This window comes from Streptosporangium vulgare, from assembly GCF_042428775.1.
GTDB classification, from domain to species: domain Bacteria; phylum Actinomycetota; class Actinomycetes; order Streptosporangiales; family Streptosporangiaceae; genus Streptosporangium; species Streptosporangium vulgare.
This window is the reverse complement of the sequence record NZ_JBHMBS010000023.1, coordinates 35452-62032: the sequence shown is the minus strand read 5'-3', so window position 1 is coordinate 62032 and position 26581 is coordinate 35452. Positions and strand designations below refer to the sequence as shown.

Genomic DNA, 26581 nt, shown 5'->3' with positions numbered 1-26581 from the left:
GCTCATTCAACGGGGAGGGGGCTTGACGATGCCCGTCGTCGTCAGCGATGCCGAGGTTACCCTGGCCGATGTTCTCTCACTTCGGCTGGCCGTCGACGAACCTCTGGCCGACGGCACCGAACTGGTCCTGCGTAACCGGGCCACCTCGGTCGAGAGCCGGGTGCCGCTGGGCACCCCGGACGCACGGATGCGCGAGGCGGAGCTGGCGGTCTCGCTCGCGCCGCTCGAACTCGGTCCCGGCCGCTGGGACACCTACCTGCAACAGGGCGCGGCGCGCACGCGGCTGCGCAGCGTCGATCCCGGATTCTCCCTCGACCACCTCGACGCGTACGCGCTGAGCCGCCGCACGCTGGCCTACCGCGCCTACCGGACCCGCAACGGCTTCCTCGCCCTTAAGGTCGACGACGCCCAGCCGGCGGCGGAGGTCCGTTCCGTCTGGTTCAGGGAGGGGCGCTTCGAGGTCACCGGCCTGCTCGCCTTCACCGGCCTCGACGACGACGAGGCGCGGCACGAGGCGAAGCTCGCCCTGCGCCGCAGCCGGCCCGACGCGGAGCTGACCTCGGTTGCAACGGTCCAGGGTGTGCGCTTCCACGCCGCGCTCTCGCTGTGCGACGTGATCGCCGCCGCCCCCGACCAGACCGGCACCTGGGAACCCTCCCTGGAGGTGCGTGGGGTGGCCACGCCGCTCCGCCTGGCCTCCCGTCTGGACGACGTCGACGGCAAGCGCCGCCGCCTGCACTATCCCGCCGCCCAGATCGACGGCGTACCGATCCGGCCCTGCTACACGGCTGACGACGAGCTCAGGATCGAGGTCGGCGGGTGAGGATCTGCCTGCTCACCCCCTCCGTCTACGGCATGCGCGGTGACGTCCGCTCGATCGTCAACCTCGCGGGGGAGCTGGCAGAACGTCACGAGGTCGAGATCATCAGCGTCCGCCGCCACCGGGAGAAACCGTTCTTCCCGGTGGCGTCCGGCGTGAAGCTCTCCTGGGTGGTCGACGGCCGGCCGGGGGTGAGGTACCTGCTCCCGCGGGGCCAGATGCGCACCGAGGTCGCCCTCTGGCGGCGGCTGCGCGGGCTGCGGGCCGACGTGATCGTCAGCACCCGGCCGGGGCTGAGCGTCCAGGTGGCCAGGCACGCGCCGCGCGACGTGACGCGGATCGCCCGTGAGTGGGGCCGGCCGCCGGTGCCGGGGCCGATCAGGAAGTTCTACCCGCGCCTGGACGCGGTCGCCGCCGCCACCGAGGCGAGCTGTCAGGAGTGGGACCAACTGCTGGGCGGGAGCGTCCCGGTCAGCGTGATCCCGGACGCGCTGCCCGCCGGGCCGTGGCCGCGCTCGCGGATGGACAACCGCATCGTCGCCGCGGGAGGGCGCCTGGTGCCGGTGAAGGCCCACGACCGGCTGATCCGCGCGTTCGCCGTCGTCGCGGGCAAGCGCCCCGACTGGCGGCTGCGGCTGTACGGCGGGGGGCCCGAGGAGAAGCGCCTGCGCGCCCTGGTCGCCGACCTCGACCTGCACAACCACGTCTACTTCATGGGGACGACCTCCGACCTGACCGGCGAGTTCGCCAAGGCGTCGATCGTGGCGACGACCTCCAGGACGGAGGTGCTCGGGATGACCGTGATCGAGGCGATGGCCAGCGGGGTGCCGGTGATCGCGTTCGACGGGCCCCGGGGGCCGGGCGAGTTCGTGACCGACGGGCGGAACGGGGTGCTGGTCTCCGAGGGGGAGAACGAGATCGAGGCGTACGCGTCCGCGCTGCTCGCGCTCGTCGACGACGAGCGGCGGCGCAGGGAGCTGGCCGCGGGAGCCCTGGAGGTCGCGGCGGGCCACGGCGCGTCCTCGGTGGCCGACCGCTGGGAGAAACTGATCGCTGCCACGTCCCATCGCGCCTGACACCGGTACCGTTGGGACATGCATGGGTACAGCGGTGACAAGCAGGCTTATCTGACCCGGTTGCGGCGCATCGAGGGGCAGATCAGGGGCCTGCAGCGGATGGTCGAAGAGGATGCCTACTGCATCGACGTGCTGACCCAGGTCTCGGCCGCCACACGGGCGCTCCAGGCGGTGGCGCTCGGCCTGCTGGAGGACCACATCGGGCACTGCGTCGCCGACGCCATCAGCACCGGGGGGCCGGAGGCGGAGGAGAAGGTCAAGGAGGCCTCGGCCGCGATCGCCCGTCTCGTCCGTTCGTGACTAGTCACATGACTATCTTTTCCGACCACGTCCCGGACCCCGCTGGAGGGTCCGGGACCAGGTCTTGGAAACGGTTCTTCCCGAGGCCTCAGCAAACAGCCGAGGCGCTCAATCCGAGCGCGTTGTCGAGCTCCACCAAGGTGAGGGGCCGTTCGCTGATCGCGACGGCGGACAGCACCTCGGCATAGAGCGCGATCTCGTCCAACGCGACACGGTCGTGGACCCTAGAGTCCAGGTCGTCGTGCCCCACCGCGTCGTCCTTCCTTCCGCAGCCCACACCCACTTCGAGGTTACGGCGGGCGGTCATCGGTGCCCATGGCCCATCGGGACCATTCCTCGCCCCGCCCGGCACATCCTCAAGGAGGATCATTTCCCGTTTAGGAGATCACAATTCAGCTAATTGTCTGATGCGTGGGGGGCTAGAAGGATATAGGGAGAGTAAGGATGAAATAACTGTATTTGTGGTTTAGGTATACCGGCGCGTGTCAGAAGTGACGGGGGTACGTTCCCGATACGCCGGGGACGGGGTCGTCGCGCTCGTGCGTCAGCCGGTGCACGACCGCGGAGGCCGTCGCGAACCCGCGCTCCGGTATCTCGGTCCCGGTGAGGCGGCACCACGCGAGCCCCGTGGCGTAGGCGGCGCCGAGCAGGGCCGCCGCCGCGGCCCGGTCCGGCGGGTGGAGCGCCGAGGGCAGCTCCCCCGAGCGCGGCCAGCACCCTCGCAGCGGGTGGGAGGCGTCGGTGAGCACCACGTGGAGGATGTGCCGCAGCTCGGGATCCAGCCACGGGTAGAGGCCGTCGGCCGCCCTGGGCGCGACGCCCGACAGGTCGGCGGCGAGCAGCGAGGCGGCCACCGCCCTGGGGTCGGCGCCCATCGGGGCGAGGAAGTCCAGCGCCTGGACCAGGTCGTAGACCGCGTGCTGGAAGTACTCGCCGGGTGAGGTGTCGGGCAGCGTCAGGTGGGGCGGGCAGCGCGAGAGCCACGCGTGCCGTACGGCCTCGTCTCCCCGGTGGGCCACGACGGGGTCCTGGCAGGCCCGGCGGAGCAACGGCTCGACCATGGACAGCAGGGCGTCGGCCCTCGGCCTGAACCTCGGGTCCTCGCGCACCACGGCGGCGGTGTCGGCCATCAGCGCGACCAGCCGCAGGCCCGCCTCCGGGTGCCCGGCCCTGACCCGCTCGCCGTACAGCGCGACCAGGTCGTCCAGCGAGGTGGGCGGCAGCCAGCGGACCCACTCGTCACCGGGCAGCGGGCGGGCCAGGAACTCCCCGAACATCGACAACAGCACCTCGTTGCCGTCGAAGGCGGGGGCGTAGGCGCACCACATGAGCGTGCCCCAGATCGCGGCGACGGGACTGGCCACCTCCCTGGCGAAGAGCTCGGCGAACGGCCCGGTGATCGGGAAGTCCTCCCTGCGCCTGCCGCGCTGGGCGACCACCAGCTCGCGGACCCGCTCGGTGATCTTGTACGGCACGTCGGGACCGACGAACCCCTGGATCGAACCCCGGTCGGCGACGAGGTCGGCGCCGGACGGCACCAGGTGCGGCATGATCATCGAGGTGACGTGGATCACCTGCGCCGCGGCGCGGAAGCTCCGGTCGGCGGGGGGAGCGGTCAGGTACCAGCGGCCGTCGGCGGGGTCCTGGCGGTACCACCGGGCGTGGGCGCCGAACAGCCAGCGCCCGCCGTCCGGGGTGGCCAGCGTGCGCTGTGCGATGGCCTGGGCGCGCGCGAGCGGCGGCAGCGTCACCCACCGGTGGTCGGCGACCATGGTCCGCACGTCGTTCTCGATGGCGTCGAACCCGTCCCACTGCCACATGCCGGTCATCGGCATTCCGGGGCGATGGCCCCTGGCCTGCGCCACGGGCGGGATGCCCCTGCCTCCCTTCGGTCAAGGTCGTGCCAGGCCCCGCGATCCCCCGATGGGGCCTGGCACGATCGTAAGGCCCTCCCCGCCGCCGTGTCGGGGGCGTGCCGGTGCGGCCAGGGCCGGGAAATCCCGAAACGCCCGTGCACCTGGGCGTCCGGAGCTTCTGGATCCTCGGGCGTTCGGTCGCCGAGGTCGTTCAAATCGTTCAGGTCGTCCGGGGCGTCCGGGGCGTCCGGGCGTTCAGGTGATCCGGGGCGTTCAGGTCGGTGGGAGGGGCGACGGGAAGGCCGGGGGGAGGGCGGTCGCGGCCCGATGGCGGGCCGCCTTGGCGATGTAGCCGGCCGGTGTGCGGGCGAAGGAGTCGCGGTCGTCGTCGGTGAGCTCACGGACGATCCTCCCGGGGACGCCCGCGACGAGGACCCCCGCCGGGATCCGCTTGCCCGGTCCCACCAGGGCACCCGCCGCGATCAGCGATCCCGCGCCGATCCTGGCGCCGCCGAGCACGATCGCGCCGATGCCCACGAGCGCGCCGGTCTCCACGTGGGCCCCGTGCACCATGGCCTTGTGCCCGAGGCTCACCCGGGGCTCCAGTACGGCCGGCTCGCCCGGGTCGGCGTGCAGGCAGCACAGGTCCTGGATGTTGCACTCCTCCCCGACCTCGACGTCCTCGTCGTCTCCGCGCAGGACCGAGCCGTACCAGACGTTCGCGGCACGGCCCAGCCGTACCCTCCCGACGACCACCGCTCCGGGGGCGACGTAGGCGTCCGGATGGATCTGGGGGATCGCGTCGCCGTCGAGGGCGGCGATGTAGGGCGTGGCGTTCATGAACACGATGGTACGAGGGGGTGATCTGCCCGGTATTTCCGCAAGCAGGTCGGGCGTTCCGGTTGCGGACTTGGGCAGTAAGCAGGAAAGTCGTCTCCTGACGTCTCCTTTCCCGCCACACAACCTCCACGGGCAGTGCCATGACAAACCAGCACGAGAGCTTTCCCGACCTGATGCATGAGGACTCGTTCGAGGTCGTCATGCGCGGCTACAGCCGTCGTCAGGTTCACGACTACATGGACCGCCACCGCCACCAGATCCGCGATCTGGAGGAGCGGCTCGGGCGCGCGATCGACCAGGCCGAGCAGGGCCGGATCGAGCTGGCCGAGGCCCGCAGGAGGCTCTCCGACGCCCCTCAGGACTACGACGAGCTCGGTCAGAGGCTGAGCCAGATCCTGAAACTGGGCGAGGAGGAGGCCACCTCCAAGAAGCAGGTCGCCGAGGCGGAGGCGATCAAGCTCCGCGACGACGCGGCCGCGGAGGCCGAGCGGCTGGTCACCTCCGCGCAGGATCGGGCCGAGGGCATTTTGAACGCCGCGCAGCAGGAGGCCGAGCGCCGGGTCGCCGAGGCCACCGCCGCCGCCGAGCAGATGCTCGCCCAGGCCGGCAACGACGCCGAGGAGACGCTCAACGCGGCCCGTGCCGAGTCCGAGGAGACGTTGCGCGGTGCCCGCACCGAGGCCGACCGGATGGTCACCTCGGCGAGGAGCGAGGCCGAGCGGACGGTCCAGGAGGCCCGCGCCGAGGCGGAGTCCACGCTGAGCGCCGCCAGTGCCCAGGCGGAGGCGACCGTCCTCGCCGCCAACACCGACGCGCACTCCACCCTGTCGGCGGCCCAGCAGCGCGCCGCCGCCCTGGACGAGACCACCGGTCGCCGGGTCGTCTACCTCACCGACACCCATCACGAGGTCATGCGCCGCCTGCACGAGATGGGCACCGTCCTGGGAGACCTGCTCCACCGCGAGAGCGCGGCCGGACCCCTGGTCGACGAAGGCTCCGTGCTGCCCCCGGCCCGCGTCCAGCCCGCGCTGGCCGCCCCGGCCGCCGGTCCCGATCCCGTCCCCGCTTCCGCTCCCACCTCTCCCGAGGCTCCCGACGACGTCCAGGACGCACCCGGTGCGGCGGACGCCGTCGCGTCCGACGGCGCGGAGGCGCCGTCGGGACAGGCCAGGCAGGCCGGGCAGGCCCCGCAGGCCGGGCCCGAGGACGCGCGGGACACCGGTTTCGACGGCTCGTCCGACCTGGAGTCCGTACGCGTGATCGTGGACGACGAGGCCCCGGCCGGCGGCGCGGGCGAGCGGCGCGGCCGGGACGACGCCCTTTCCGACGAGGCACGTGTCGAGGTGTACGACGACACCGCCGACCTCGACACCGACACCGACCTCGGCCCGGTCACGGGGAAGGCCGGTAAGGGCGAGGAGAAGTACGCCGCCCCCAGGAGGAAGTAGGGGACCCCGCCCCCGGAGACCGTGAAGCGGGTTCGTGCGGCCGTGGAGACGTCGCGCGTCACGGGTGGCGGGATGGTCCGGGACCGGTGCCGGGAGTGGCCGGCAGATCAGCGGAGCGGTCCGGAGATCGGTGCCGGGAGCGGCCGACAGATCAGCGGAGTGGTCCCGGGATCGGTGCCGGGAGTTGTCGAGGGACCAACGGAGCGGTCCGGGGACCAACGGGGTGGTCCGGGGATCGACGGAGTGGTCAGGAGAGCAGGCGGAAGCCCCCGCCCCCGATCGGGTCGGGGGCTTCCGCGATTGGGGGCCCGGCGCCGGGACCGCATCGGATCCGCTCATCCCGGCACCGGGCGGTCTTCAGGTGTCCGCTCTCGGCTCCGTGTCGCCGGAACGTTCCCGTTGGTCGAGTAGCTGCTCGCGCAGCCCTTCCGGATCGTCCGCGTCGATGGTCATCGCGCAGCCGACGTCACGCTGGGCGGAGGTCAGCGGGTGGTGGCGGGTGGCCCACCACCTGCCCGCGTCGCTCCGCCAGATCGTCCAGTCGGGGAACTCCCGGGCGATCTCAGCGAGATGTCGGTCGAAAGACATCTGTGCACCTTCCCCGCGCCCAGGCCCGCCTTTGCGACGTTCCACCTCTGACGGTGAGGCACTTCTCTAGAGAAATCAATGATCGCGGGGGACAGGTCAACCTATCGGTTGACGGATGGCCTTGATCTATGAGTCGAAGTCGTACTGAAGTACGTAAGAGGCGGCATCGAGGATCATCTCGTTGACCTCGACGGCGACGCCGTCGGCGGTGCGGGCGACCCGGGCGATCACGATGACCGGGGTGCCCGCGGGCAGGTCGAGCTGGACGGTCTCATGGGGATGGGGCATGCGGGCCCTGATCTCCTCGGTGAAGTGCGCCGGGGCGTGGCCGAGCTCGCCGAGGCGCGCGTAGACGCCTCCCGGGCCCGTGTCCTCGCTCGTGATCGCGGTTCCCTCCACCAGGGCGGCGGGGAAGTGGGAGACCGACAGCTGCACCGGCCGCTCGTCCACCGAGTAGCGCCGCCTGCGGACCCACACGTCGGGGCCGCCCAGCACCCGGGCGACGGCGTCCTCGGCGGTCTCCCGGTCGATGTACACCTCGTCCACGGTGTAGGGGCGCCCCCTGGTGTCGGAGTCCCAGATGGCCTCGCCGCGTCCCCACTGGCCACGGGAGAGCCGCCGGGAGCCGTGCCGCCTGATGGGGCGGAACTGCCTGACGTACACCCCCGAGCCGCGTTTGGGGACGGCCAGTCCTTCGTTGATTAGTACGGACAGTGCCTGTCTGGCGGTGGCACGGGCTATGCCGTGCCTCGCCATCAGGGCGTTCTCGCCCGGAAGCCGATCCCCGTCTCGGAGATCACCGGACAGGATCGCTTCGCGAAGCCCGTCGGCGATGCGCCGATAGATCGGGGGCTCGGGAGGTACCGGGGACTGCTGCACGTTCGATCACCCTCTGTCACCAACCGGGTTTGGCGTCTCCAGAGAACTTGCCCCGCCTTGTCCACGATCGCACAGATACGGAGGTTGGTATCGTGCTTCTTTTGGGAGGATCGTGCCCGTGTGGCGATCTTAAAGAGTTTCTCCGGTCCGTTACCGTGGAACGGTCCCAGCCGGTATTCGGACGGCCCACCACCGGCGCGTGACGATCGCGGCCAGCACGGCCCCCGTCGCGTTGACGATCACGTCGTCGACGGAGCTCACCCGTCCCAGGCGCAGGGCGTACTGGAGGACCTCCACGGTGAGCGACGCCCCGGCCGCCACGGCCGCGATCCGGGCGAGTGACGCGAACCGCGCCGAACGGACGGGAAGCATGGCCCCGAGCGCGGCGAAGACCAGGAGATTCCCTCCCACCTGCACGAACGCCGCCTGTCCCGGCCCGTGCAGGGTCGCCCACAGGTCCGCGAACGGGACGAGACTGACGCCCGAGACCCCCACCCCGGGGGTGAGGATCATCCAGATCCAGGGCGCGGTCCCGGCCGCCGCGACCACGTCCGCCAGGGCGGTGCGCGCGGCGAAGGGGTGACCGGCGCGGGTGCGGTGGAGGGTCAGAAGGCGGACGGCCACGACCACCGCGGGGACCGCGAGGAGGGCCGCCAGAACGATGTTCCCCCACTGCTGCCACGCCTGGTGCATGAGGCAATGATCAACGATGCGGTGCGCGGAGGCCCGCCGGGCGGCCTCCAAGGTTACGAGAAGGTGACCTTCGAGCAAGGGTCGTTCTCACCCTCGGCGGCGCCGGGAAGGCGTCCGAGCGTAGGGGAGGCGGGTGTCGGGGAGAGACCGGTCGGCGCGTCCTCCGGGGGGGCGAGGGCCGGGGGCGCGGGGGCGAGGGAGGCGTCTCAGGGGGAGGCATCTCAGGCATCTCAGGGGTCTCAGGGGGAGGCGTCTCAGGGGAGGGAGGCCGGGGCGAGGTTGCGTCCGAGGAAGTGCACGGCCCGGTCCCAGGCGGCCCTCGCGGCCTCCTGGTTGTAGAACTGTGCGGCCTCGTGGTTGTGGAAGGCGTGCCCGGCCTCCTCGGCGACGTACACCTCGACGTTCGGCCGCCCGGCCGCGGCCTTCTCCACCACGGAGACCCGCTCTCGCGGGATGTAGGGGTCGGAACCGCCGAACACGAGCAGCAGCGGGCAGGTGATCTTCTCCAGCATGCCCGCCGCGTCGGGGACGGCGGAGCCGTAGAACGACAGGACCGCGTCCACCTCGACCGTGGCCGCGAGCAGGTAGCCGATCGAGCCGCCCAGGCAGAACCCGACCACCCCGGCCCCGCCCTCCGCCTCGGGCAGCCCCCGCAGGTGCGTCAGGGCCACGGCCGAGTCGGCCACCCCGTGGGGGACGTCGAACGTGGAGACCATCTCGATCGACAGGTTCGTTCCGGCTTCGTCGTGGCCGGACACCCAGTTGGGCCGGATCCGCCAGAACAGGTCGGGGGCGCCGACGACGTATCCGAGCGCGGCCAGGTCCTCGGCCACCTTCCTGATGTACGGTCCCACCCCGTAGATCTCCTGGATCAGCAGGATCACCGGCCCGCGGCCGGCCGGGGGCAGCCACAGATGCAGGTCGAACGAGCCGTCGGCGACGGTGACCGTCTCGGTGCGAGCTTCCACGTGTTCCTCCTGCTGGCTTACGGTGACCGCTGGCTTACGGCGACTACTGGCGTATGACGGCTACTGGTGTAAGGCTGCGGACGGGCGGTGCGATGGACGAGCAGTGAATCGCATACCCGTCGAACGCGGACAGATGTGCGGGCGGGCGTACGTCCTGCCCGTCAGATGGTCCTGGCCAGGGCGCGGGAGATGCCGAGCGCGGCGGCCTTGACGGCCGGGGCGAGCCGGGTGGGCTGGAAGCGGGCGAGCGGCACCGAGACGGACAGCGCGGCCACGGCCACGCCGTCGCCGAACACCGGGGCCGCGATGCACGCGCCGCCCAGCTGAACCTCCTCTCGCTCGTAGGCCAGCCCCGCCGCCTGGATCTGGCCGATGGCCTCCTCCAGGCGTCGGGGGTCGACGATCGAGTGCGGGGTCAACCGGCGCAGCGGGCGGCCGAGAACCTCGTCGATCAGGTCGGGCCCCGAGTAGGCGAGCAGGGCCTTGCCGATCCCGGTGCAGGTCAGCGGGAGGCGCCCGCCGACGCGCGAGGGCAGCGCGAAGGTCTCCTGGCCGCGGATCTTCTCGACGTAGACGACGTCGAGCCCGTCGCGCACGCCCAGGTGGACGGTCTCGTGGGTCGCCTCGTAAAGGTCGTGCATGAAGGGCAGCGCCGCGTGTCTCAGGTCGCGCTCCAGGGGCACGATGCTTCCGAGTTCGAAGAGGCGGCGGCCGAGATAGTAGCCGTCCGGGCGGCGGGTGACCGCGCCGATCGAGGTCAGTTCGGCGAGCAGCCGAAAGGCGGTGGTCTTGGGCAGGTGGCAGCGCTCGGCGACGTCGGTCAGGCGCAGCGGTCCTCCCGTGGGACGGAACGCGTCGAGTACGAGCCAGGATTTCTCCAGCACGGACAGCCGGTCGGGGTTCCGTTTCACGGAACACATTCTTGCCTATAGGTCACCCACGGCTCTATACCCGTACATAGTGACCTTAAGGAGCACATCCCCGAGGAGCAGTCTTGTTTGACCAGGTGAACCACTTCATCGGTGGGGTGCCGGTCGCCGAAGGGGCGACGTTCACCACCCACGACCCGGTGACCGGCCTGCCGGTGCGCGAGGTCCGTGAGGCGGACCGGGACGTCGTCGACAGGGCGGTGGCCGCCGCTCGCGCGGCCCTGCCCGGGTGGGCGGCGCTGCCGGTGGCGGAGCGCGCCGCCTGGACGCGCCGCCTCGCCGACGCGATCGAGGAGCGGTTCGAGGACCTGGTCGCGGCGGAGATCGCCGACACCGGGAAGTCGATCACCCAGACCCGTACCCTGGACATCCCGCGCGGCGCCGCGAACTTCCGGTCGTTCGCCGAGATCGCGGCCCAGCACCCGGAGAACGCGTTCCATCTGACGGACGTGCTGAGCTACACCGTCCGCAAGCCCCTCGGCGTGGTCGCGGTGATCGTGCCGTGGAACCTGCCGTTCCTGCTGGCGACCTGGAAGCTCGGTCCCGCGCTCGTCGCGGGCAACACCGTGGTGGTCAAGCCCTCGGAGCACACGCCCGGCTCGGTCGCGGTGCTCGCGGAGATCGCCGCGTCGATCGGTCTGCCCCCGGGGGTCCTCAACGTCGTGAACGGCTTCGGCGGCGGTTCCACCGGCCAGTTCCTGGTGGAGCACCCCGGTGTGGACGCGGTCACCTTCACCGGCGAGAGCCGTACCGGATCGACGATCATGAAGGCGGTCGCGGACCGGGTCAAGCCCGTCTCGTTCGAGCTGGGAGGCAAGAACGCCGGGCTGGTCTTCGCCGACGCCGACCTGGACGCGGCCGTCGAGGGGAGCGTGCGGTCGGTCTTCACCAACGGCGGCCAGGTCTGCCTGTGCACCGAGCGGCTCTACGTGCAGCGGCCCGTCTTCGAGGAGTTCACCGAGCGGCTGGCCGCGCGTGCCGGGGAGCTGCGGTTCGGCCGTCCCTCCGACGAGGACGCCACGATGATGCCGATGATCTCCGCCGAGCACCGGGACAAGGTGCTCTCCTACTACGAGCTGGCCAAGCACGAGGGCGCCGAGATCCGCGCCGGGGGCGGGGTGCCGCGCTTCGGCGACGACCGCGACGGCGGCTACTACGTCGAGCCGACCGTGCTGACCGGGCTGCCGCCCGGCTCCCGGGTGAACCGGGAGGAGATCTTCGGCCCGGTCTGCCACATCGCCCCCTTCGACACCGAGGCCGAGGCGGTCGGGCTGGCCAACGACAGCGAGTACGGCCTCGCGGCGACCGTCTGGACCTCCGACCTGAGCAGGGCCCACCGGGTCGCCAGGTCGCTGGAGGCCGGGCTGGTGTGGGTCAACACCTGGTACCTGCGCGACCTGCGCACCCCCTTCGGCGGCGTGAAGCTCTCCGGCATCGGCCGCGAGGGCGGCACGCGCTCGCTGGACTTCTACTCCGAGCCGACCACGATCACCATCAAGCTGGAGCCTGGACATGACTGAGTGGAGCGAGGCCACCGACGCGCACGCGGAGGCGGCCGACCGGCTGCTGGAGGCGGCCAGGAGCGGCAAGCCGTGCGCCCCGGTGCGCGAGACGCTGCCGAGCGGGAGTGCAGAGACCGGCTACGCCGTACAGGAGATCAACACCAGGCGGGCGCTGGACGAGGGTCGCAGGCTGGTCGGCAGGAAGATCGGGCTGACCTCCACCGCCGTCCAGCGCCAGCTCGGCGTGGACCGGCCCGACTTCGGGATGCTCTTCGCCGACATGGCCTATCTCGACGGCCTGCCGGTGCCGACCGGCCGGTTCCTGCAGCCCCGGGTCGAGGCGGAGGTCGCGCTGGTCCTCGGGAGCGACCTGGAGGGCGGCCCGTTCACGGTCGCCGACGTCATCCGGGCGGTCGACTTCGTGCTTCCGGCGATCGAGATCGTCGACAGCCGCATCGCGGGCTGGGACATCACGCTCGTCGACACGATCGCCGACAACGCCTCCAGCGGGGCGTTCGTCCTCGGCAACACCCCGGCGAGCCTGCGCGGCCTGGAGCTGCGCCTGGCCGGGATGACCATGAACCGGCGCGGTCAGGAGGTCTCCACCGGCGCGGGCGCGGCCTGTCTCGGGCACCCGCTCAACGCCGCGGTCTGGCTGGCCGACGCGCTGGGCCGCACGGACTTCCCGCTGCGCGCCGGGGACGTCGTGCTCACCGGCGCGCTCGGCCCGATGGTCGACGTCGAGCCGGGCGACGCTTTCGAGGCCCACATCGAGGGCCTCGGCTCGGTCAGGACGGTGTTCTCGTGACGGCCCACGAAACCCCTGCCGGCGAGAGGCCCGTGGAGCCCGGGGAACCCGGGGGACCCGGGGGACCAGTGAAACTTTTGAAAGCGGGCATGTCGTGAAAATTGCCATTATCGGCTCAGGGAACATCGGCACCGACCTGATGTTCAAGGCCCTGCTGTCGGAGAAGGTGGAGGTCGTCGCGATGGCGGGCATCGACCCCGACTCCGACGGCCTGGCCCGCGCCCGTCGCCGCGGGGTCGCCACCACCCACGAGGGCGTCGAGGGGCTGGTCGCGCTGCCCGGGTTCGCCGAGGTGGACGTCGTCCTCGACGCGACCTCCGCGGGCGCGCACCGGCACAACGACCGGGTGCTCCAGGCGCACGGCAAGCGCGTCATCGACCTCACCCCCGCCGCCGTCGGCCCCTACGTGGTGCCCCCGGTCAACCTGGAGGACCACCTCACCGAGCGGAACCTCAACATGGTCACCTGCGGCGGGCAGGCCACCATCCCGATCGTGGCGGCGGTCGCCTCGCGGGTGCCCGTCCGGTACGCGGAGATCGTCGCCTCGATCTCCTCCCGGTCGGCGGGGCCCGGCACCCGGGCCAACATCGACGAGTTCACCGAGACGACCTCCCGGGCGATCGAGCGGGTCGGCGGGGCGGCGAGGGGCAAGGCGATCATCGTCCTCAACCCGGCCGAGCCGCCGCTGATCATGCGCGACACGGTCTACTGCCTGGTGGACGAGTGCGACGAGACGACCATGACGGAGGTGGCGGGCGCCGTGCTGGAGATGGTGGCGAGGGTCAACGACTACGTGCCCGGCTACCGGCTCAAGCAGGACGTGCAGTTCGAGACGATCCCGGCCGGGGAGCCGCTGCCCGACGGCACCCGCGACGGCGGCGTCAAGGTGACCGTCTTCCTGGAGGTGGAGGGCGCCGCCCACTACCTGCCCGCCTACGCGGGCAACCTCGACATCATGACCTCCGCGGCGCTGCGCACGGCCGAGCGCCTGGCCGAGGTGCCGGAGCGGGCCGTGGACGCGAGCCGCACGGAGCACGAGGGCCGTACGCGGGACGAGGACCGTACGGGCCGCGCCGCCCGTACGGACATGGAGGTGGGCGCGTGAAGCTCTACATGCAGGACGTGACACTGCGGGACGGCATGCACGCCGTCCGGCACCGCTACACCGTCGCCCAGGCCGCCGAGATCGCCGCGGCGCTCGACGCCGCCGGGGTGGCGGCCATCGAGATCGCGCACGGCGACGGCCTCTCCGGGGGCAGTTTCAACTACGGCGCGGGCGCGCACACCGACGACGAGTGGATCGAGGCGGTCGCCGGGGTCGTGCGGCGGGCGAAACTGACGACCCTGCTGCTGCCCGGCATCGGGACCATCCAGGACCTCAGGCGCGCCCACGCCCTCGGCGTCACCTCGGTCAGGGTCGCCACCCACTGCACCGAGGCCGACATCTCCGCCCAGCACATCTCCACCGCGCGCGAGCTCGGGATGGACGTGGCCGGGTTCCTGATGATGTCCCACATGGCCCCCGCCGAGGAGCTGGCCCGGCAGGCCGCGCTCATGGAGTCGTACGGCGCCCACTGCGTCTACGTGACCGACTCCGGCGGCCGGTTGACCATGGACGGGGTGAGGGAGCGGGTCCTGGCCTACCGCGCGGTGCTCGACGAGCGCACGGAGATCGGCATCCACGCCCACCACAACCTGGGCCTGGGCGTGGCCAACTCGGTCGTCGCGGTGGAGAACGGCACCTACCGGGTGGACGCCTCCCTCGCCGGGATGGGCGCGGGCGCGGGCAACTGCCCGATCGAGGTGTTCGCCGCGGTGGCCGACCTGATGGGCTGGGAGCACGGCTGCGACCTGCACGCCCTGATGGACGCGGCCGACGACCTGGTCAGGCCGCTGCAGGACCGGCCGGTCCGGGTGGACAGGGAGACGCTGACGCTCGGCTACGCGGGGGTCTACTCCAGCTTCCTGCGGCACGCCGAGGCGGCCTCCGCGCGGTACGGGGTCGACACCCGGACCATCCTGACCGAGGCCGGCCGCCGCCGGATGGTGGGCGGCCAGGAGGACATGATCGTGGACATCGCACTGGACCTGGCGGGGCCGGGGGAGCGGGCGGGCCTGGCACGGACGGGGGGGCGGTCGTGACCGACGTCCACAAGCTCGCCGCCGTCCTGGACGAGGCCACCCGCACCGCCCGCGCGGTGCCGAGGCCCGAGCAGGACTACGGGGTGGCCGACGCCTACCGGGTCCAGGAGGAGCTGATCCGGCTCCGCCTGGAGCGGGGGGACCGGCTCGCCGGGGTGAAGCTGGGCTTCACCAGCGAGGGCAAGCGCCGCCAGATGGGCGTGCACGACATCATCTTCGGCCGGGTGCCGGAGTCGTCGGCCATCCTCGAGGGCTCATACGCGGATATGTCGAGATATATCCATCCGAGGGTGGAGCCGGAGGTCGTCTACCTCGTCGGGCGGCGCATCGCGTCGCCGGGCGACGCGCTCGCGCCGGGTGCCGTCGCGGCCGTCGCGACCGGTATCGAGGTGATCGACTCGCGCTACGAGGACTTCAGGTTCTCGCTGCCCGACGTGATCGCCGACAACACCTCGGCCGCCGGGTACGCCGTCGGCCCCTGGCAGCCGTACGACCCGTCGCTCTGGAACCTGGGCGTCGTCCTGGAGATCGACGGGCGCGTGGTCCACGCCGGGTCGACCGGCGCGATCCTGGGCGACCCGCGCCGGGCCCTCGCGGAGGCCGCCCGTCTGGCCCTCCAGGCGGGGACGGTCCTGGAGCCGGGCTGGGTCCTCCTCGCGGGTGCCGCGACGCCCGCCGAGCCGCTCGCGCCCGGCGCGCGGGTGCGGGCCGAGATCCAGCACCTGGGCTCGGTCTCGTTCACCGCCTCCGTTCCGGAACCCGTTCCGGGCGCTCCGGGGGTTTCGAGGGCTTCTCGGGAGGGATCATGAGCGACGGGCTCGTCGTCGCGGGGAAGGCCAGGCCGCGAGGCAGGTTCCCGCACGTCAAACGGGCGGGAGACCTCCTGTACGTGTCCGGGACCAGCTCGCGCAGGCCCGACAACACGATCGCCGGAGCCGAGGCCGACGAGTTCGGCACGGTCACGCTCGACATCGCCGAGCAGACCAGGGCCGTGATAGAGAACATCGGCGACATCCTCAAGGCGGCGGGAGCCGACCTGAGCGATCTCGTGCAGATCACCACCTACCTGGTCAACATCAATGACTTCGGCGGATACAACGCGGTCTACGCGGAGTACTTCGACGAGTCCGGCCCGGCGCGCACCACCGTGGCCGTCCACCAACTGCCCCACCCGCACCTGCTCATCGAGATTCAGGCCGTGGCACACCGACCGGAGGAGCGCCCGTGATCCCGCCCATCGACTTCACCAAGTGGATCGACGAGCACGCCCACCTGCTCAAACCTCCGGTGGGCAACAAGATGGTCTTCGAGGGCGCCGGCGACTTCATCGTGATGGTCGTCGGTGGCCCGAACGCGCGGACCGACTTCCACATCGACCCGTACGAGGAGCTCTTCTACCAGATCCGCGGCAACATGCACGTCAACGTGATGACCCCCGAGGGGCCGGAGACCGTGCACGTGCGCGAGGGCCAGATGTGGCTGCTCCCGGCGAACACGCCGCACTCGCCGCAGCGCCCCGAGGAGGGGTCGGTCGGCCTGGTGGTGGAGCGGATCAGGCCGGAGGGCGTGCTGGAGCGGTTCCTCTGGTACTGCCCGGAGTGCAGCGGCGTGGTCCACGAGGTGGAGCTCCAGGTCCGCGACATCGTGACCGACCTGCCGCCGATCTTCCAGGCGTTCTACGACGACGAGAAGGCGCGCACCTGCGAGAACTGCGGCACCCTCCACCCCGGCAGGGGATAGCCGTTGATCATCGACGTCCACACGCACCACGTCCCCAGGGGCTGGCCCGATCTCGGCTGGCCGGGGGCGCCCCGGCTCAGGATCGACTCCGAGCGGGAGGCGATGATCCTGCTCGGGGACCGGGAGTTCCGCCGGATCGCCGACGACTGCTGGAACCCCTCGGTCCGCCTGGAACGGATGGACGCCGACGGGGTGGACGTCCAGGTCGTCTCGCCGACGCCGGTCTTCTTCTCCTACGAGCGCCCGGCGGCCGAGGCCGTACGGGTCGCGAGGGTGTTCAACGACCTGGCGCTGGAGATCTGCGCCTCCGAGCGGCTGGTGCCGTTCTGCCAGGTGCCGCTCCAGGACCCCGACCTGGCCTGCGCCGAGCTGGACCGGTGCCTGGCCGCCGGGCACGCGGGCGTCGAGATCGGCAACCACGTCGGCGACCGCGACCTCGACGACGGGGGAGTCGTCCAGTTCCTCCAGCACTGCGCCTCGGTGGGCGCGCCCGTCTTCGTCCATCCCTGGGACATGGCGGGCGGCCCCCGGCTGGAGCGCTGGATGGCGCAGTGGCTGGTCGGCATGCCCGCCGAGACGCACCTGTCGGTGCTCGCCCTGATCCTGGGCGGCGTCCTGGACCGGGTGCCGGAGACGCTGCGCCTGTGCTTCGCGCACGGCGGCGGCTCGTTCGCCTTCTGGCTCGGCCGGTTCGAGAACGCCTGGCACCGCCGCAACGACCTGGTCGGGGTCTCGGAGTTTCCTCCTTCGCACTATCTCGACCGGTTCAGCGTGGACTCGGTCGTGTTCGACGAGCGGGCGCTGCGGCTGCTGGTCGACACGATGGGAGAGAACGGGGTCATGCTCGGCTCCGACTTCCCCTACCCGCTGGGCGAGTCGCCGGTGGGCTCTTTGATCCGCCGGGCGGGGTTCCTCTCCGACGCCGCCCGTGCCAAGCTGCTCGGTGGCAACGCCACCCGGTTCCTCGGCCGCTGATCAGGGCGGAATGCCATGAAATCTGGCATTGAAGGCATTATGGGAGGGTTGCCAGGCACCTAACCGGGAGACGACTCTTGGCCATCAGCCGTGCGGAGTGTGTCGCGCTCGACGCCGCAGACCCCCTCAAGGACGTCAGGGACGAGTTCGTCCTGCCCGACGGGACGATCTACCTGGTCGGCAACTCCCTCGGCGCCCCGCCGAGGACCGCGGCCGCGGCGGTGACGCGGACCGTGGAGCAGGAGTGGGGAGGCCGCCTGGTCGGCGCCTGGAACACCTCCGGCTGGTTCGACCTCCCGCTGACCACGGGCGACCGGCTCGCCCCGCTGATCGGCGCGGGCCCCGGCCAGGTGGCGGTGGGCGACACCACCTCGATCTCCATCGTCAAGGCCGTGTCCGCCGCGCTGAGGCTGCGCCCCGGGCGCCGGGTCGTCGTCTCGGACCTGGCCAACTTCCCCACCGACCGCTACGTGGTCGAAGGGCTGGCCGAGGCGCTGGGCGGCTACGAGATCCGCGACGTCACCGGCGTCGACGGCCTCGCCGGCGCCCTCTCCGACGAGGTGGCGTGCGTGCTGCTGTCGGAGGTGGACTACCGGACCGGGGCCCGTCACGACACGGCGCCGGTCACCGCGCTGGTCCAGGAGGCGGGCGCGCTGATGATCTGGGACCTGTGCCACAGCGCCGGCGCCTACCAGGTGGACGTCTCGGCGGCCGACTTCGCGGTCGGCTGCACCTACAAGTACCTGAACGGCGGCCCCGGATCCCCGGCCTTCGTCTACGTCCACCCGCGCCACCAGGCCGAGGCGCGGCCCATGCTGACCGGCTGGCACGGCCACGCGGCGCCGTTCGCGTTCGAGCCCGGCTTCCGCCCCGCCGACGGCATCCGGCGCTTCACCGTGAGCACCCCGCACGTGATGTCCTTCGCCTCGCTCAACGCCTCGCTCGACATCTGGGAGCGCGTCGACCTGGCCGCCGTACGGGCCAAGAGCGTGGCGCTGAGCTCGATCTTCATCGAGCTCGTCGAGGAGCTCTGCGCGCCGTACGGGCTGGAACTGCTCTCGCCCCGCGACCCGGAGCGCAGGGGCAGCCAGGTCAGCTTCGGCCACCCCGACGGCTACCCGGTCATGCGCGCCCTGATCGACCGTGGCGTCCACGGTGACTTCCGGGCTCCCGACGTCCTCAGGTTCGGGTTCGCACCGCTCTACATCCGCTTCGCGGACGCCTACGACGCGGCCGTGATCCTGGCCGAGGTGCTGGAGAAGGAACACTGGCGCGACGGCCGTCACGGCGACCGTCTCACCGTCACCTGACGGGACTCGCCCTCCGGGGAGCCGTCCCGCGACGTCCCGTGACGTTTCGCGAGGCGGGAACCCGTGAAACGAGGGAACCGGGGGCTCAGCGCCTGCTCAGGCGGCGTCCCTTGTACATCGGGTGGTCGGTCTCCCAGTATCTCCAGCCCTCCACCCGCGCGGGGACGCTGGCGACCCCGGCGGCGACCTTGCGCACCCGGCAGCTGTAGATCTGCCGCCACGCGGAGAAGCCCACCCGGTAGCCGAAGACGCGGTACCACATGTTGCCGTACTTGCCTTTGGTGATCTCCTGCGTGTATTGATGTCCGGTCTCGACGATGTATTCCTCGGCGAGCAGCGGGTTCACCATGTTCCGCAACTGGCGGATCAATTCGTCCCTGTCGATCTCGCCGATTCTCTCCCTCTCGATTTCCATCTCGGCGTACACGCGGTGCTGCCGGGTGACCGAAACCGTCATCGTGCCGCCGGGGCCGTCGATGAATCGGGTACGGGGAACGAAGAAATTCCTCGGCCTGAAGGAGTGGAATCGGAAGAAGGACCTCGGCTTGCATTTCTTGCGCGCCTGCTCCAGAAGCGAGTGGTGATGGCCGTCGTCATCGTCGTCGGTGCCGAAGTCGGTGCCGGTGCCGGTGTTGGTCTCGCTGTTGGGGCCGGTGTCGGTCTCGGTGTCGGTGTCGTCGGGGGTGGCGGTGCTGGTGGAGGTGCTGGTCGACGTGACGGACGATTTCGGGTCAGGGGGCGGGTCGCCGAGCGCCGACGCGGTGGCGGGCGAGGAGGCGGCGACGACAAGGGTCACGGAGAGCGATCCGGCCAGGGTCAGCATCGCCGGTCCTTTTTTCGGCCGGCGCCCCTTCCATCGGTCACGCGTGATCGCGGCACTCGTTTGAAGGTCGGGGGTGAGCATGGGGACACCATTCCCTTCGAGACGTGGTCCGTGGCCGCAACCAATCCGCTGACCGAAATACGGCTTTTGTTGGTGCATCGAGCCACTCAGCGTGACAGTGAAGATGCTTACAGTCGCGATTGACCATCATGTGATGCCACGCCGAGAACCAGTCCACCGAATGGGGAAAGGGCGAGTGAAAAGGGGTCTAGAGCGATTGTCCGCCCGTGCGCCGGGTCGTCGCCGTTCGGCGAAGGCGCGTCGAGTCCGGTGGCGGAGCCGGCCCGGTCGGCCGGTCCCCGGTTGCCCGGTCAGCCGGTCGGCCGGTCGGCCCGGGACCGGCCGGTTCGGCGGTTCAGGGGCGCGGGATGTTCCGCAGGTTCGCCTTCGCCATGTCGATCATGCGCCCGACCCCGCCGTTGAGCACGATCTTGCCCGCGGCCAGGGCGAACCCCTTCACCTGCGCCCGGCTGATGTTCGGTGGCACGGCCAGCACGTCCGGGTCGGTGACCACGTCCAGGAGGAAGGGCCCGGGGGTCGCGAAGGCCGTGGCCAGGGCCTCCCGTACGTCCGAGGGGTCCTCGACCCGCAACGACCCGATCCCGGCCGCGGCGGCGATCGCCGCGTAGTCGACGGGAGCGTGGTCGGTGCCGAAGTCGGGCATCCCGTCCACCATCATCTCCAGCTTCACCATGCCGAGCGAGGAGTTGTTGAACACCACCGTCTTCACCGGCAGGTCGTGCAGCCGGACGGTGAGAAGCTCCCCGAGGAGCATGGCGAGCCCGCCGTCCCCGGAGAGCGAGACGACCTGCCGGTGCCGGTCGGTGAACTGGGCGCCGATGGCGTGCGGGAGGGCGTTGGCCATGCTCCCGTGCCAGAACGAGCCGATCACCCGGCGGCGCCCGTTGGGGCTGAGGTAGCGGGCCGCCCAGACGGTGCACATCCCGGTGTCCACGGTGAACACCGCGTCGTCGGCGGCGAGCTCGTCGATCAGGTTCGCGACGTACTCGGGGTGGATCGGCAGGTGGTGCTCGATGTCGTGGGTGTACGCCTCCACGACGTTCTCCAGCGCCTTCAGGTGCTTGCCCAGCATCTTGTCGAGCCGGCGGCGGTCCGTCTTCTGCGCGACGTGGGGCAGTACCGCGCGGATCGTCGCGCCGACGTCGCCGTGCACGGCCAGCTCCAGCGGGGTCCTGCGGCCCAGCCGCGCCGCGTCGTGGTCGATCTGGACCGTACGCGCGCCCGGCAGGAAGTCGTCGTAGGGGAAGTCGGTCCCGGCCAGCACCACCAGGTCGGCATCGTGCATCGCCTCGTAGCAGGCGCCGTACCCGAGCAGCCCGCTCATCCCCACGTCGTACGGGTTGTCGTACTGGATCCACTCCTTGCCGCGCAGCGCGTGCCCGACCGGTGCCAGGACGCGTCCGGCCAGTGCCATGACCTCGTCGCGGGCGTGGCGCGTCCCGGCGCCGCAGAACAGCATCACCTTCTCGGCGCGGTTCAGCGCCGCCGCCAGCTCGGCCACCTGGTCGGGGTGCGGGACGACCGTGCCGGTCCTGGTCAGGAAGTCGTGATCGCCGGTGGGGCCGGCGGCGGACAGGTGCGCCACGTCGCCGGGAAGTACCACGACCGAGACGCCGCCCAGGCCGATCGCCTGCTGGACGGCGACACGGAGCACCCGGGGCATCTGCTCGGGCGTGCTGATCATGTCGCAGAAGTGGCTGCACTCCACGAACAGGCGCTCGGGGTGGGTCTCCTGGAAGAAGCCCGTGCCGATCTGCGAGGAGGGGATGTGCGAGGCCAGCGCGAGCACCGGGGCGCCGCTGCGGTGGGCGTCGTAGAGCCCCTGGACCAGGTGGGTGTTGCCGGGCCCGCAGCTGCCCGCGCAGACCGCCAGGCGCCCGGTGACCTGCGCCTCGGCCGCGGCGGCGAACGCCCCGGCCTCCTCGTTGCGCACGTGGATCCACTCGATGCCGCCGGCCTTCCTGACGGCGTCGACCACCGGGTTCAGGCTGTCGCCCACCACCCCGTAGATCCGTTCCACCCCGGCCTGGCGGAGAACCTCGATGAACTGCTCGGCAACGGTCGCCATGGTGCCCCCTCGTGTCTGGCGTCACCGGGGTACCTCACCGTATTTCGCCGGATCACTCCGGATCACTCCCGCAGGAAGTGCCAGGCCAGGTGCTCGGAGACCGCCTCCGGCCGCTCGACGTTCGCCAGGTGGGCCGCTCCGGGCAGGACGACCAGCCGGGAACCGGCGATCCCCTCGGCGATCCGCTCCGCGTGCTCGGGCGGTGTGGCGGGGTCGTCGGCCCCGGCGAGCACGAGCGTGGGCGCCGAGATCAGGGGCAGCTCGGGGCGGAGGTCCATGGCCCCGACGGCCTCGCAGCAGGCGGCGTACCCCTCGGCGGAGATGCCGCCGAGCATCGTCACGTACGGTTCCCGCCCGGTGAAGGAGGGGGTGAACCACCGGGCCATGGCCGTCTCGGCGATCGACGCGGTGCCCGCCTCGCGGACCGCGCCCGCCCGCTCGGCCCAGGACTCGGGGGTGCCCAGCTTCGCCGACGTGCACAGCAGCGCGAGCCGGTCGATCCGCTCGGGCGCGTGCGCGGCCAGCCACATGCCGACCATGCCGCCGAGCGAGAGCCCCGCGAAGGAGACCCTCGGCAGTCCCAGCAGGTCGAGGAGGTCCAGCACGTCTCCGGCGAGGTCGGCGATCGAGCATTTCCCGGTCGCCGGGGACCGTCCGTGGCCGCGGTGGTCGAAGCGGACGACCCTGAAGTGCCCGGTCAGCGCCTCCATCTGCGGATCCCACATCTCCAGCGTGGTGCCCAGGGAGCCGGCCAGCACGAGCGGCCGGCCGTCGGCGGGTCCTTCGATCTCGTGATACAGCATTGTTCACCTATCGCACATAAGTTCTTTATCCGGACATACTGTAGCCCGGAGGATACGTTCTCCAGAGAAGATGGCCAGGTCCGGCCGGAGGTCTGTCACTTTCCGTGGCGCCCTACCTACCATGCGGCGAGGTAACCGCCTTTGGAAGGGTCCAGATGACCGGGCAGAACTCAGCGACCGCCTCCGACTACGTGTTCGACAACGACGGAGACCACTCGTCCGACCAGCATCACTATCTCGCTCGGCTGCTCGACCCGCTGACCTTCGAGCGCCTCGCCCTCACCGGCGTCGGCCCCGGCTGGGACTGCCTGGAGGTCGGGGCCGGCGGGGGCAGCGTGGCCCTATGGCTGGCCGAGCGGGTGACGCCGGGCGGGCGCGTGCTGGCGACCGACATCAAGCCGGGCCTGATCCCGTCCAGGCCGGGGCTGACCGTGGCCCGCCACGACATCGTCACCGACCCGCTGCCGGAGGGCGCGTTCGACCTGATCCACGCCAGGCTCGTGCTCAGCCACCTGCCGCGGCGCCGTGAGGTCCTGCGACGCCTGCGGGCCGCGCTGCGGCCCGGTGGCTGGCTGCAGCTCGACGAGATCGACATCACCCGCTGGGTGGCGCCGCCCCCCTCCGGCGGGCCCGGGGAAGAGGTGTACGCGGCCTACGTCAAGGCGATGGCCCGGGTGCTGGGCGCGGCGGGCAGCGATCCGACCTGGGGCGGCACCGCCGCGCGGGACATGGCGGCGGCGGGTCTGACGGACATCGACCGGACGCGCTGGACCGAGGTGTGGAAGCGGGGTTCCGCCGGGCTCGGCCTGCTCATCAGCAACAGCCACCATCTGGAGGGCCGCCTGCTGGAGGCGGGGATGACCCTCGGGCAGCTCCGGGAGGTCCGGGAGGTCATGTCGGCCCCGGGGTTCAGCGCCCCCTCCTTCGAGATCCACTCGATCCTCGGCCGCAGGGGCCGCGACGACTGAGTGTCACGCGGGACGGGCGACCGTGACGGCCGGGCGTCCCGTGGGGCCTGTCGCGGCAGGGTGTTCCGGGGACGGTGTGACGGCCGGTGGTCACGTGCGGCGCGTGACCACCGGGAGCGGGGCGCGCGGCTGAGGCGCCCCGGTTGTGGTAGGTGGGAGGGGCGGGGGTAAAGGCCCTGGTATGACGGTCACGGGTCTCACCGCGCGCATCTCCAGGGCGTGGACGCGTGCCCGCCGTCGCCACGGCTGGCTGGACCATCTGGTGCGTGCGGGAGTGCGCTACGACGAGGTGGACGCCGGACGGCTTTCGGCGGCGCTCACCTACTACTCGTTCTTCGCCGTGTTCGCGCTTGGGCTGCTCGGCTTCGCCGTAATCGGGCAGGTCCTCGACGACCCGCAGGTGGTGCACGCCGTCGAGGGCTATCTCTCGGAGAACTTCCCGCGTCTGGACGTGCGGGCGCTGCAGAGCGCCAGGACCACGGCCGGGGCGATCGCCTTCGTCGGCCTGCCGCTCACCGGCCTGTTCTGGATGGACGCCCTGCGCTCGGCGATCAGGGCCATCTGGCGGATCGAGGAGTACCCGGGCCGCTTCGTGATGCGCCAGATCATCGACCTGGGGGTGATGGCCGCTCTGGGGCTGCTGCTGTCGGTCTCGCTCGCGGTGGCCTTCGTCGCGGAAGCGGTGCTGAACTGGTTGTTCCTGCACACGGTGGGCGTCGACGACACGCTGTCGCGGTGGCTGCTGTCGGCCGCCGCGTTCGTGATCGGACTGGCCGTCAACGCCCTGCTGGCGGTCGCCCTGCTCTGCGGCCCGCCGCGCCTGCGGCTGTCGTTGCGCCGGGTCATCTGGCCCGCTCTGCTCGTCACCGCGGGGCTGGAGGTTCTCAAGTCCCTGGGACAGGTCTATCTGGAGATGGCCGCGGGCAATCCCGCCTACCAGGTCGTCGCCGGTGCCGTCGGGATGCTCGTCTTCCTCAAGATCCTCAATCAGCTGATCCTCTTCGCGGCCGCCCTCACCGCCACCGGCGAGGGCACCATGATCGACCTGGCCGCCCGCCGCGCCCGCTCGGAAGCCGTCCGCGAGTCCGAGATCGCGCGTGAGTCCGAGGCCGTACGTAAGCCTGATGCCGCACGTGAGTCCGGGACCGTGCGTGACCCCGAGACCGTACGTGAGCCCGAGTCCGAGTCCGAGTTCGAGCCCGAGTCCGAGGCCGGGCGTGAGGGCTTCCGGGGCGCGGGGGAGGGTTCCCGGCCCGGCGATGCGACGAGCTCCCAGGGCAGGCGCAGGGGCTTGGCCCGGGATGTCTCGCGGGGGCCGGATGTCTCGCGGGGTCCGGTGGGCGATCCTTCCGTGTCCTTCCTGTCCCTCCTCCGCGACGGCCCGTAGGAGAACCGGGCTCCGCGACACGCCGAATCCTCGTGTCTCGGGTTTCGGCCATTTACCGGCGCTGTGATCTGTGCCACCCTCCATAACAAAGCTCTAGAAGCGGATTCTAGATTTTGGCTACAGGAAGGCCGGCGCATGGTCGACACGCCCACCACCCCACGCCTGAAACTCGGAGCGCCCCGCAACGGGGAGGTCGACGCCGGGTCCCGCGCCCCCTACGGCTGGGCACCCCTGGTCGTGCTCTTCATCGTCGGGCTGGTCGACCGCATCGAGTTCAACCTGCTGTCCGGAGTGCTGCCGCTCATCCAGGCCGAGTGGGGCTTCAGTGACACCGTCGCCGGTTCCATACCCACCGCCTCCGCCCTGGCGGCCGCGCTCGTCGCGCTGCCCGCCGGGTACTTCGCCGACCGCCGCAGCCGTACCCGGATCATCGCCGTCGTCGTCTTCTGCTGGGCCCTGGCCACGCTCGGCTCGGGACTGGCCACCGGGTTCGCGATGTTCTACGCGATGCGCGTCTTCCTCGCCGCCGCCGAGAGCATCGACAATCCGGCCGCGGGCAGCCTCCTGGCCGACTACTACCCCCCGGCCACCCGCGCCCAGGCCTACGGCTGGACCCGCGTGACCACCTATCTGGGAGGCATCGGCACACTGCTCGGCGGCGTGCTCGCGGAGGCGTTCGGCTGGCGCAGCGCGTTCCTGATCATGGTCGTGCCGGGCGCGCTCACCGCGCTCCTCGTGTGGCGGCTGAACGAGCCCGTCAGGGGTCACCTCGACCGGCTGGTCGCCAACGCCGCCAACGCCGGTTCCGCTTCCGGCGCCGACGCCGATCCCGTTCTCGGCGTCGATCCCGGCCTCGCCGCCGCCGGGGCTCCCGCTCCCAAGCCGCCGTTCGCCCGCCAGCTCCGCGAGGTCCTCACCATCCGCACCCTGCTCGCGGTCTCCATCGGCCTCATGCTGCTCAGCCTGGGCCTCGCCGGGATCTTCTACTGGCTGCCGTCGCTGCTGGTGCGCAACTTCGGCATCGGCCCCGCCGCCGCGGGTTCGCTGGGCGGTCTCATGACCATCGTCGGCGTGGTCTCGGGAACCCTGATCGGTTCGTGGCTCGGCCGGCGCTGGCACGGCACCCGCAAGGGCGGCAGGCTCCTGGCGGGCGGCGGGGGCATCACGGCCGGGTCGCTCGTCCTGGCCGTCGCGCTCACGATGGACTCCCTGGCCGCCTTCTGTGTCGTGGTCACGGCCTCCAGCGTGCTGACGTCGATGGCCATCCCCAACATGACCGCCTCGCTCGCCGACGTGATCAGCGCGTCCTCCCGGGGCCTCGGCTTCGCCGTCCTCCAGGTCCTCATCACCGCGGGCGCGGCGTTCGGGCCGCTGGTCGTCGGCATCGCCTCCGACGGCACCGGCTCGCTCATCTCCGCCATGTACGTGCTCATCGTGCCCATGGTGATCGGCGGCCTGCTCACCCTGTCCGCGCGGGGCTTCTTCGAGAGCGACTCGCGGCGGGTCCTCGAGGCGGCCCGCCGCTGACCTCGGCCCGCCGCCGAGCGCGCCCCCACCGCCGCCCCCGGCCGGGCCAC

At 71.4% G+C, this 26581-nt stretch carries 26 protein-coding genes; 16 read left to right on the top strand and 10 right to left on the bottom strand.

The genetic code is table 11. From position 1 onward, the window contains the following. The first annotated feature begins 28 nt into the window (after positions 1 to 28). Genes ACFFRH_RS33765 through ACFFRH_RS33755 form a run of 3 tightly spaced genes read left to right on the top strand, consistent with a single transcriptional unit; the run spans position 29 to position 2196 of the window. The gene (locus ACFFRH_RS33765) at positions 29 to 823 is read left to right on the top strand and encodes a hypothetical protein (RefSeq protein WP_344744067.1); all 795 of its coding nucleotides are present in this window, start codon (positions 29 to 31) and stop codon (positions 821 to 823) included. After that, positions 820 to 1896 carry a glycosyltransferase gene (locus ACFFRH_RS33760; RefSeq protein ID WP_344744032.1) on the top strand — a complete coding sequence of 359 codons (1077 nt, stop codon included), beginning with the start codon at positions 820 to 822 and terminating at the stop codon, positions 1894 to 1896. The genes ACFFRH_RS33765 and ACFFRH_RS33760 overlap by 4 nt, the downstream gene beginning before the upstream one ends. Before the next feature lie 18 nt (positions 1897 to 1914). Then, positions 1915 to 2196: a metal-sensitive transcriptional regulator gene (locus ACFFRH_RS33755; RefSeq protein WP_031157959.1), complete on the top strand. Its 282-nt coding sequence runs from the start codon at positions 1915 to 1917 to the stop codon at positions 2194 to 2196. A gap of 485 nt (positions 2197 to 2681) precedes the next feature. Here the strand turns inward: ACFFRH_RS33755 and ACFFRH_RS33750 are convergent, their stop codons facing one another. Both ACFFRH_RS33750 and ACFFRH_RS33745 read right to left on the bottom strand, forming a co-directional pair. Further along, positions 2682 to 4025 carry a hypothetical protein gene (locus ACFFRH_RS33750; RefSeq protein ID WP_344744035.1) on the bottom strand — a complete coding sequence of 448 codons (1344 nt, stop codon included), beginning with the start codon at positions 4023 to 4025 and terminating at the stop codon, positions 2682 to 2684. 300 nt (positions 4026 to 4325) lie between these two features. Beyond that, complete coding sequence (locus tag ACFFRH_RS33745; protein WP_344744036.1) at positions 4326 to 4892, bottom strand: gamma carbonic anhydrase family protein; 567 nt, start codon at positions 4890 to 4892, stop codon at positions 4326 to 4328. Positions 4893 to 5032: 140 nt separating this feature from the next. Here ACFFRH_RS33745 and ACFFRH_RS33740 point away from each other — a divergent pair, with 140 nt between their 5' ends. Beyond that, the gene (locus ACFFRH_RS33740; protein ID WP_344744037.1) at positions 5033 to 6340 is read left to right on the top strand and encodes a hypothetical protein; all 1308 of its coding nucleotides are present in this window, start codon (positions 5033 to 5035) and stop codon (positions 6338 to 6340) included. 357 nt (positions 6341 to 6697) lie between these two features. Here the strand turns inward: ACFFRH_RS33740 and ACFFRH_RS33735 are convergent, their stop codons facing one another. The 5 genes from ACFFRH_RS33735 to ACFFRH_RS33715 form a co-directional block, all read right to left on the bottom strand. Continuing rightward, positions 6698 to 6928 carry a hypothetical protein gene (locus ACFFRH_RS33735; protein WP_344744038.1) on the bottom strand — a complete coding sequence of 77 codons (231 nt, stop codon included), beginning with the start codon at positions 6926 to 6928 and terminating at the stop codon, positions 6698 to 6700. A 126-nt stretch (positions 6929 to 7054) separates the two neighbouring features. Beyond that, positions 7055 to 7807 (bottom strand): GntR family transcriptional regulator, encoded by a 753-nt coding sequence (locus ACFFRH_RS33730; RefSeq protein WP_344744039.1) that lies wholly within the window; start codon positions 7805 to 7807, stop codon positions 7055 to 7057. A gap of 150 nt (positions 7808 to 7957) precedes the next feature. Continuing rightward, positions 7958 to 8500, bottom strand: coding sequence for a VanZ family protein (locus ACFFRH_RS33725; protein WP_344744040.1), 543 nt, complete (start codon positions 8498 to 8500; stop codon positions 7958 to 7960). A 254-nt stretch (positions 8501 to 8754) separates the two neighbouring features. After that, on the bottom strand, positions 8755 to 9468 hold the full coding sequence (locus ACFFRH_RS33720) for a dienelactone hydrolase family protein (RefSeq protein WP_344744042.1): 714 nt from the start codon (positions 9466 to 9468) through the stop codon (positions 8755 to 8757). A 161-nt stretch (positions 9469 to 9629) separates the two neighbouring features. After that, positions 9630 to 10388 carry an IclR family transcriptional regulator gene (locus ACFFRH_RS33715; RefSeq protein ID WP_344744043.1) on the bottom strand — a complete coding sequence of 253 codons (759 nt, stop codon included), beginning with the start codon at positions 10386 to 10388 and terminating at the stop codon, positions 9630 to 9632. 74 nt (positions 10389 to 10462) lie between these two features. Here ACFFRH_RS33715 and ACFFRH_RS33710 point away from each other — a divergent pair, with 74 nt between their 5' ends. The 9 genes from ACFFRH_RS33710 (at position 10463) to kynU (ending at position 18874) form a co-directional block, all read left to right on the top strand. Continuing rightward, complete coding sequence (locus tag ACFFRH_RS33710) at positions 10463 to 11917, top strand: 2-hydroxymuconic semialdehyde dehydrogenase (protein ID WP_344744044.1); 1455 nt, start codon at positions 10463 to 10465, stop codon at positions 11915 to 11917. Further along, positions 11910 to 12707 carry a 2-keto-4-pentenoate hydratase gene (locus ACFFRH_RS33705; RefSeq protein WP_344744045.1) on the top strand — a complete coding sequence of 266 codons (798 nt, stop codon included), beginning with the start codon at positions 11910 to 11912 and terminating at the stop codon, positions 12705 to 12707. The genes ACFFRH_RS33710 and ACFFRH_RS33705 overlap by 8 nt, the downstream gene beginning before the upstream one ends. Positions 12708 to 12801: 94 nt before the next feature. Continuing rightward, positions 12802 to 13812, top strand: a complete 1011-nt coding sequence (locus ACFFRH_RS33700) for an acetaldehyde dehydrogenase (acetylating) (RefSeq protein ID WP_425581715.1) — start codon at positions 12802 to 12804, stop codon at positions 13810 to 13812. Continuing rightward, entirely contained in the window at positions 13809 to 14849 is a 1041-nt protein-coding gene (gene dmpG / locus ACFFRH_RS33695) for a 4-hydroxy-2-oxovalerate aldolase (protein WP_425581716.1), read from the top strand. The genes ACFFRH_RS33700 and dmpG overlap by 4 nt, the downstream gene beginning before the upstream one ends. Beyond that, positions 14846 to 15658, top strand: a complete 813-nt coding sequence (locus ACFFRH_RS33690; RefSeq protein WP_344744046.1) for a 2-keto-4-pentenoate hydratase — start codon at positions 14846 to 14848, stop codon at positions 15656 to 15658. The genes dmpG and ACFFRH_RS33690 overlap by 4 nt, the downstream gene beginning before the upstream one ends. Continuing rightward, complete coding sequence (locus ACFFRH_RS33685) at positions 15655 to 16077, top strand: RidA family protein (RefSeq protein WP_344744048.1); 423 nt, start codon at positions 15655 to 15657, stop codon at positions 16075 to 16077. Before ACFFRH_RS33690 ends, ACFFRH_RS33685 begins: the two co-directional genes overlap by 4 nt. Further along, a complete protein-coding gene (locus ACFFRH_RS33680; RefSeq protein WP_344744049.1) occupies positions 16074 to 16589 on the top strand; it encodes a 3-hydroxyanthranilate 3,4-dioxygenase in 516 nt (171 codons plus the stop codon). The genes ACFFRH_RS33685 and ACFFRH_RS33680 overlap by 4 nt, the downstream gene beginning before the upstream one ends. A gap of 3 nt (positions 16590 to 16592) precedes the next feature. Then, on the top strand, positions 16593 to 17564 hold the full coding sequence (locus tag ACFFRH_RS33675; RefSeq protein WP_344744050.1) for an amidohydrolase family protein: 972 nt from the start codon (positions 16593 to 16595) through the stop codon (positions 17562 to 17564). Positions 17565 to 17641: 77 nt separating this feature from the next. After that, entirely contained in the window at positions 17642 to 18874 is a 1233-nt protein-coding gene (gene kynU, locus ACFFRH_RS33670) for a kynureninase (RefSeq protein ID WP_344744051.1), read from the top strand. 85 nt (positions 18875 to 18959) lie between these two features. Here kynU and ACFFRH_RS33665 read toward each other — a convergent pair whose 3' ends face one another. The 3 genes from ACFFRH_RS33665 to pcaD all read right to left on the bottom strand — a co-directional run bounded on the left by ACFFRH_RS33665 (position 18960) and on the right by pcaD (position 22649). Further along, positions 18960 to 19697: a hypothetical protein gene (locus tag ACFFRH_RS33665; protein WP_344744052.1), complete on the bottom strand. Its 738-nt coding sequence runs from the start codon at positions 19695 to 19697 to the stop codon at positions 18960 to 18962. A gap of 415 nt (positions 19698 to 20112) precedes the next feature. Continuing rightward, on the bottom strand, positions 20113 to 21846 hold the full coding sequence (locus ACFFRH_RS33660; protein ID WP_344744053.1) for a pyruvate dehydrogenase: 1734 nt from the start codon (positions 21844 to 21846) through the stop codon (positions 20113 to 20115). Between the two features lie 62 nt (positions 21847 to 21908). Then, a complete protein-coding gene (gene pcaD / locus ACFFRH_RS33655) occupies positions 21909 to 22649 on the bottom strand; it encodes a 3-oxoadipate enol-lactonase (protein WP_344744054.1) in 741 nt (246 codons plus the stop codon). Positions 22650 to 22804: 155 nt separating this feature from the next. Between pcaD and ACFFRH_RS33650 the strand changes: the two genes are divergently transcribed. From ACFFRH_RS33650 to ACFFRH_RS33640, 3 genes are all read left to right on the top strand, one after another. Continuing rightward, positions 22805 to 23617 carry a class I SAM-dependent methyltransferase gene (locus ACFFRH_RS33650; protein ID WP_344744055.1) on the top strand — a complete coding sequence of 271 codons (813 nt, stop codon included), beginning with the start codon at positions 22805 to 22807 and terminating at the stop codon, positions 23615 to 23617. A 181-nt stretch (positions 23618 to 23798) separates the two neighbouring features. Next, positions 23799 to 25004 carry a YihY/virulence factor BrkB family protein gene (locus tag ACFFRH_RS33645; RefSeq protein WP_344744056.1) on the top strand — a complete coding sequence of 402 codons (1206 nt, stop codon included), beginning with the start codon at positions 23799 to 23801 and terminating at the stop codon, positions 25002 to 25004. 135 nt (positions 25005 to 25139) lie between these two features. Beyond that, entirely contained in the window at positions 25140 to 26531 is a 1392-nt protein-coding gene (locus ACFFRH_RS33640) for an MFS transporter (protein WP_344744057.1), read from the top strand. Positions 26532 to 26581: the final 50 nt, after the last annotated feature.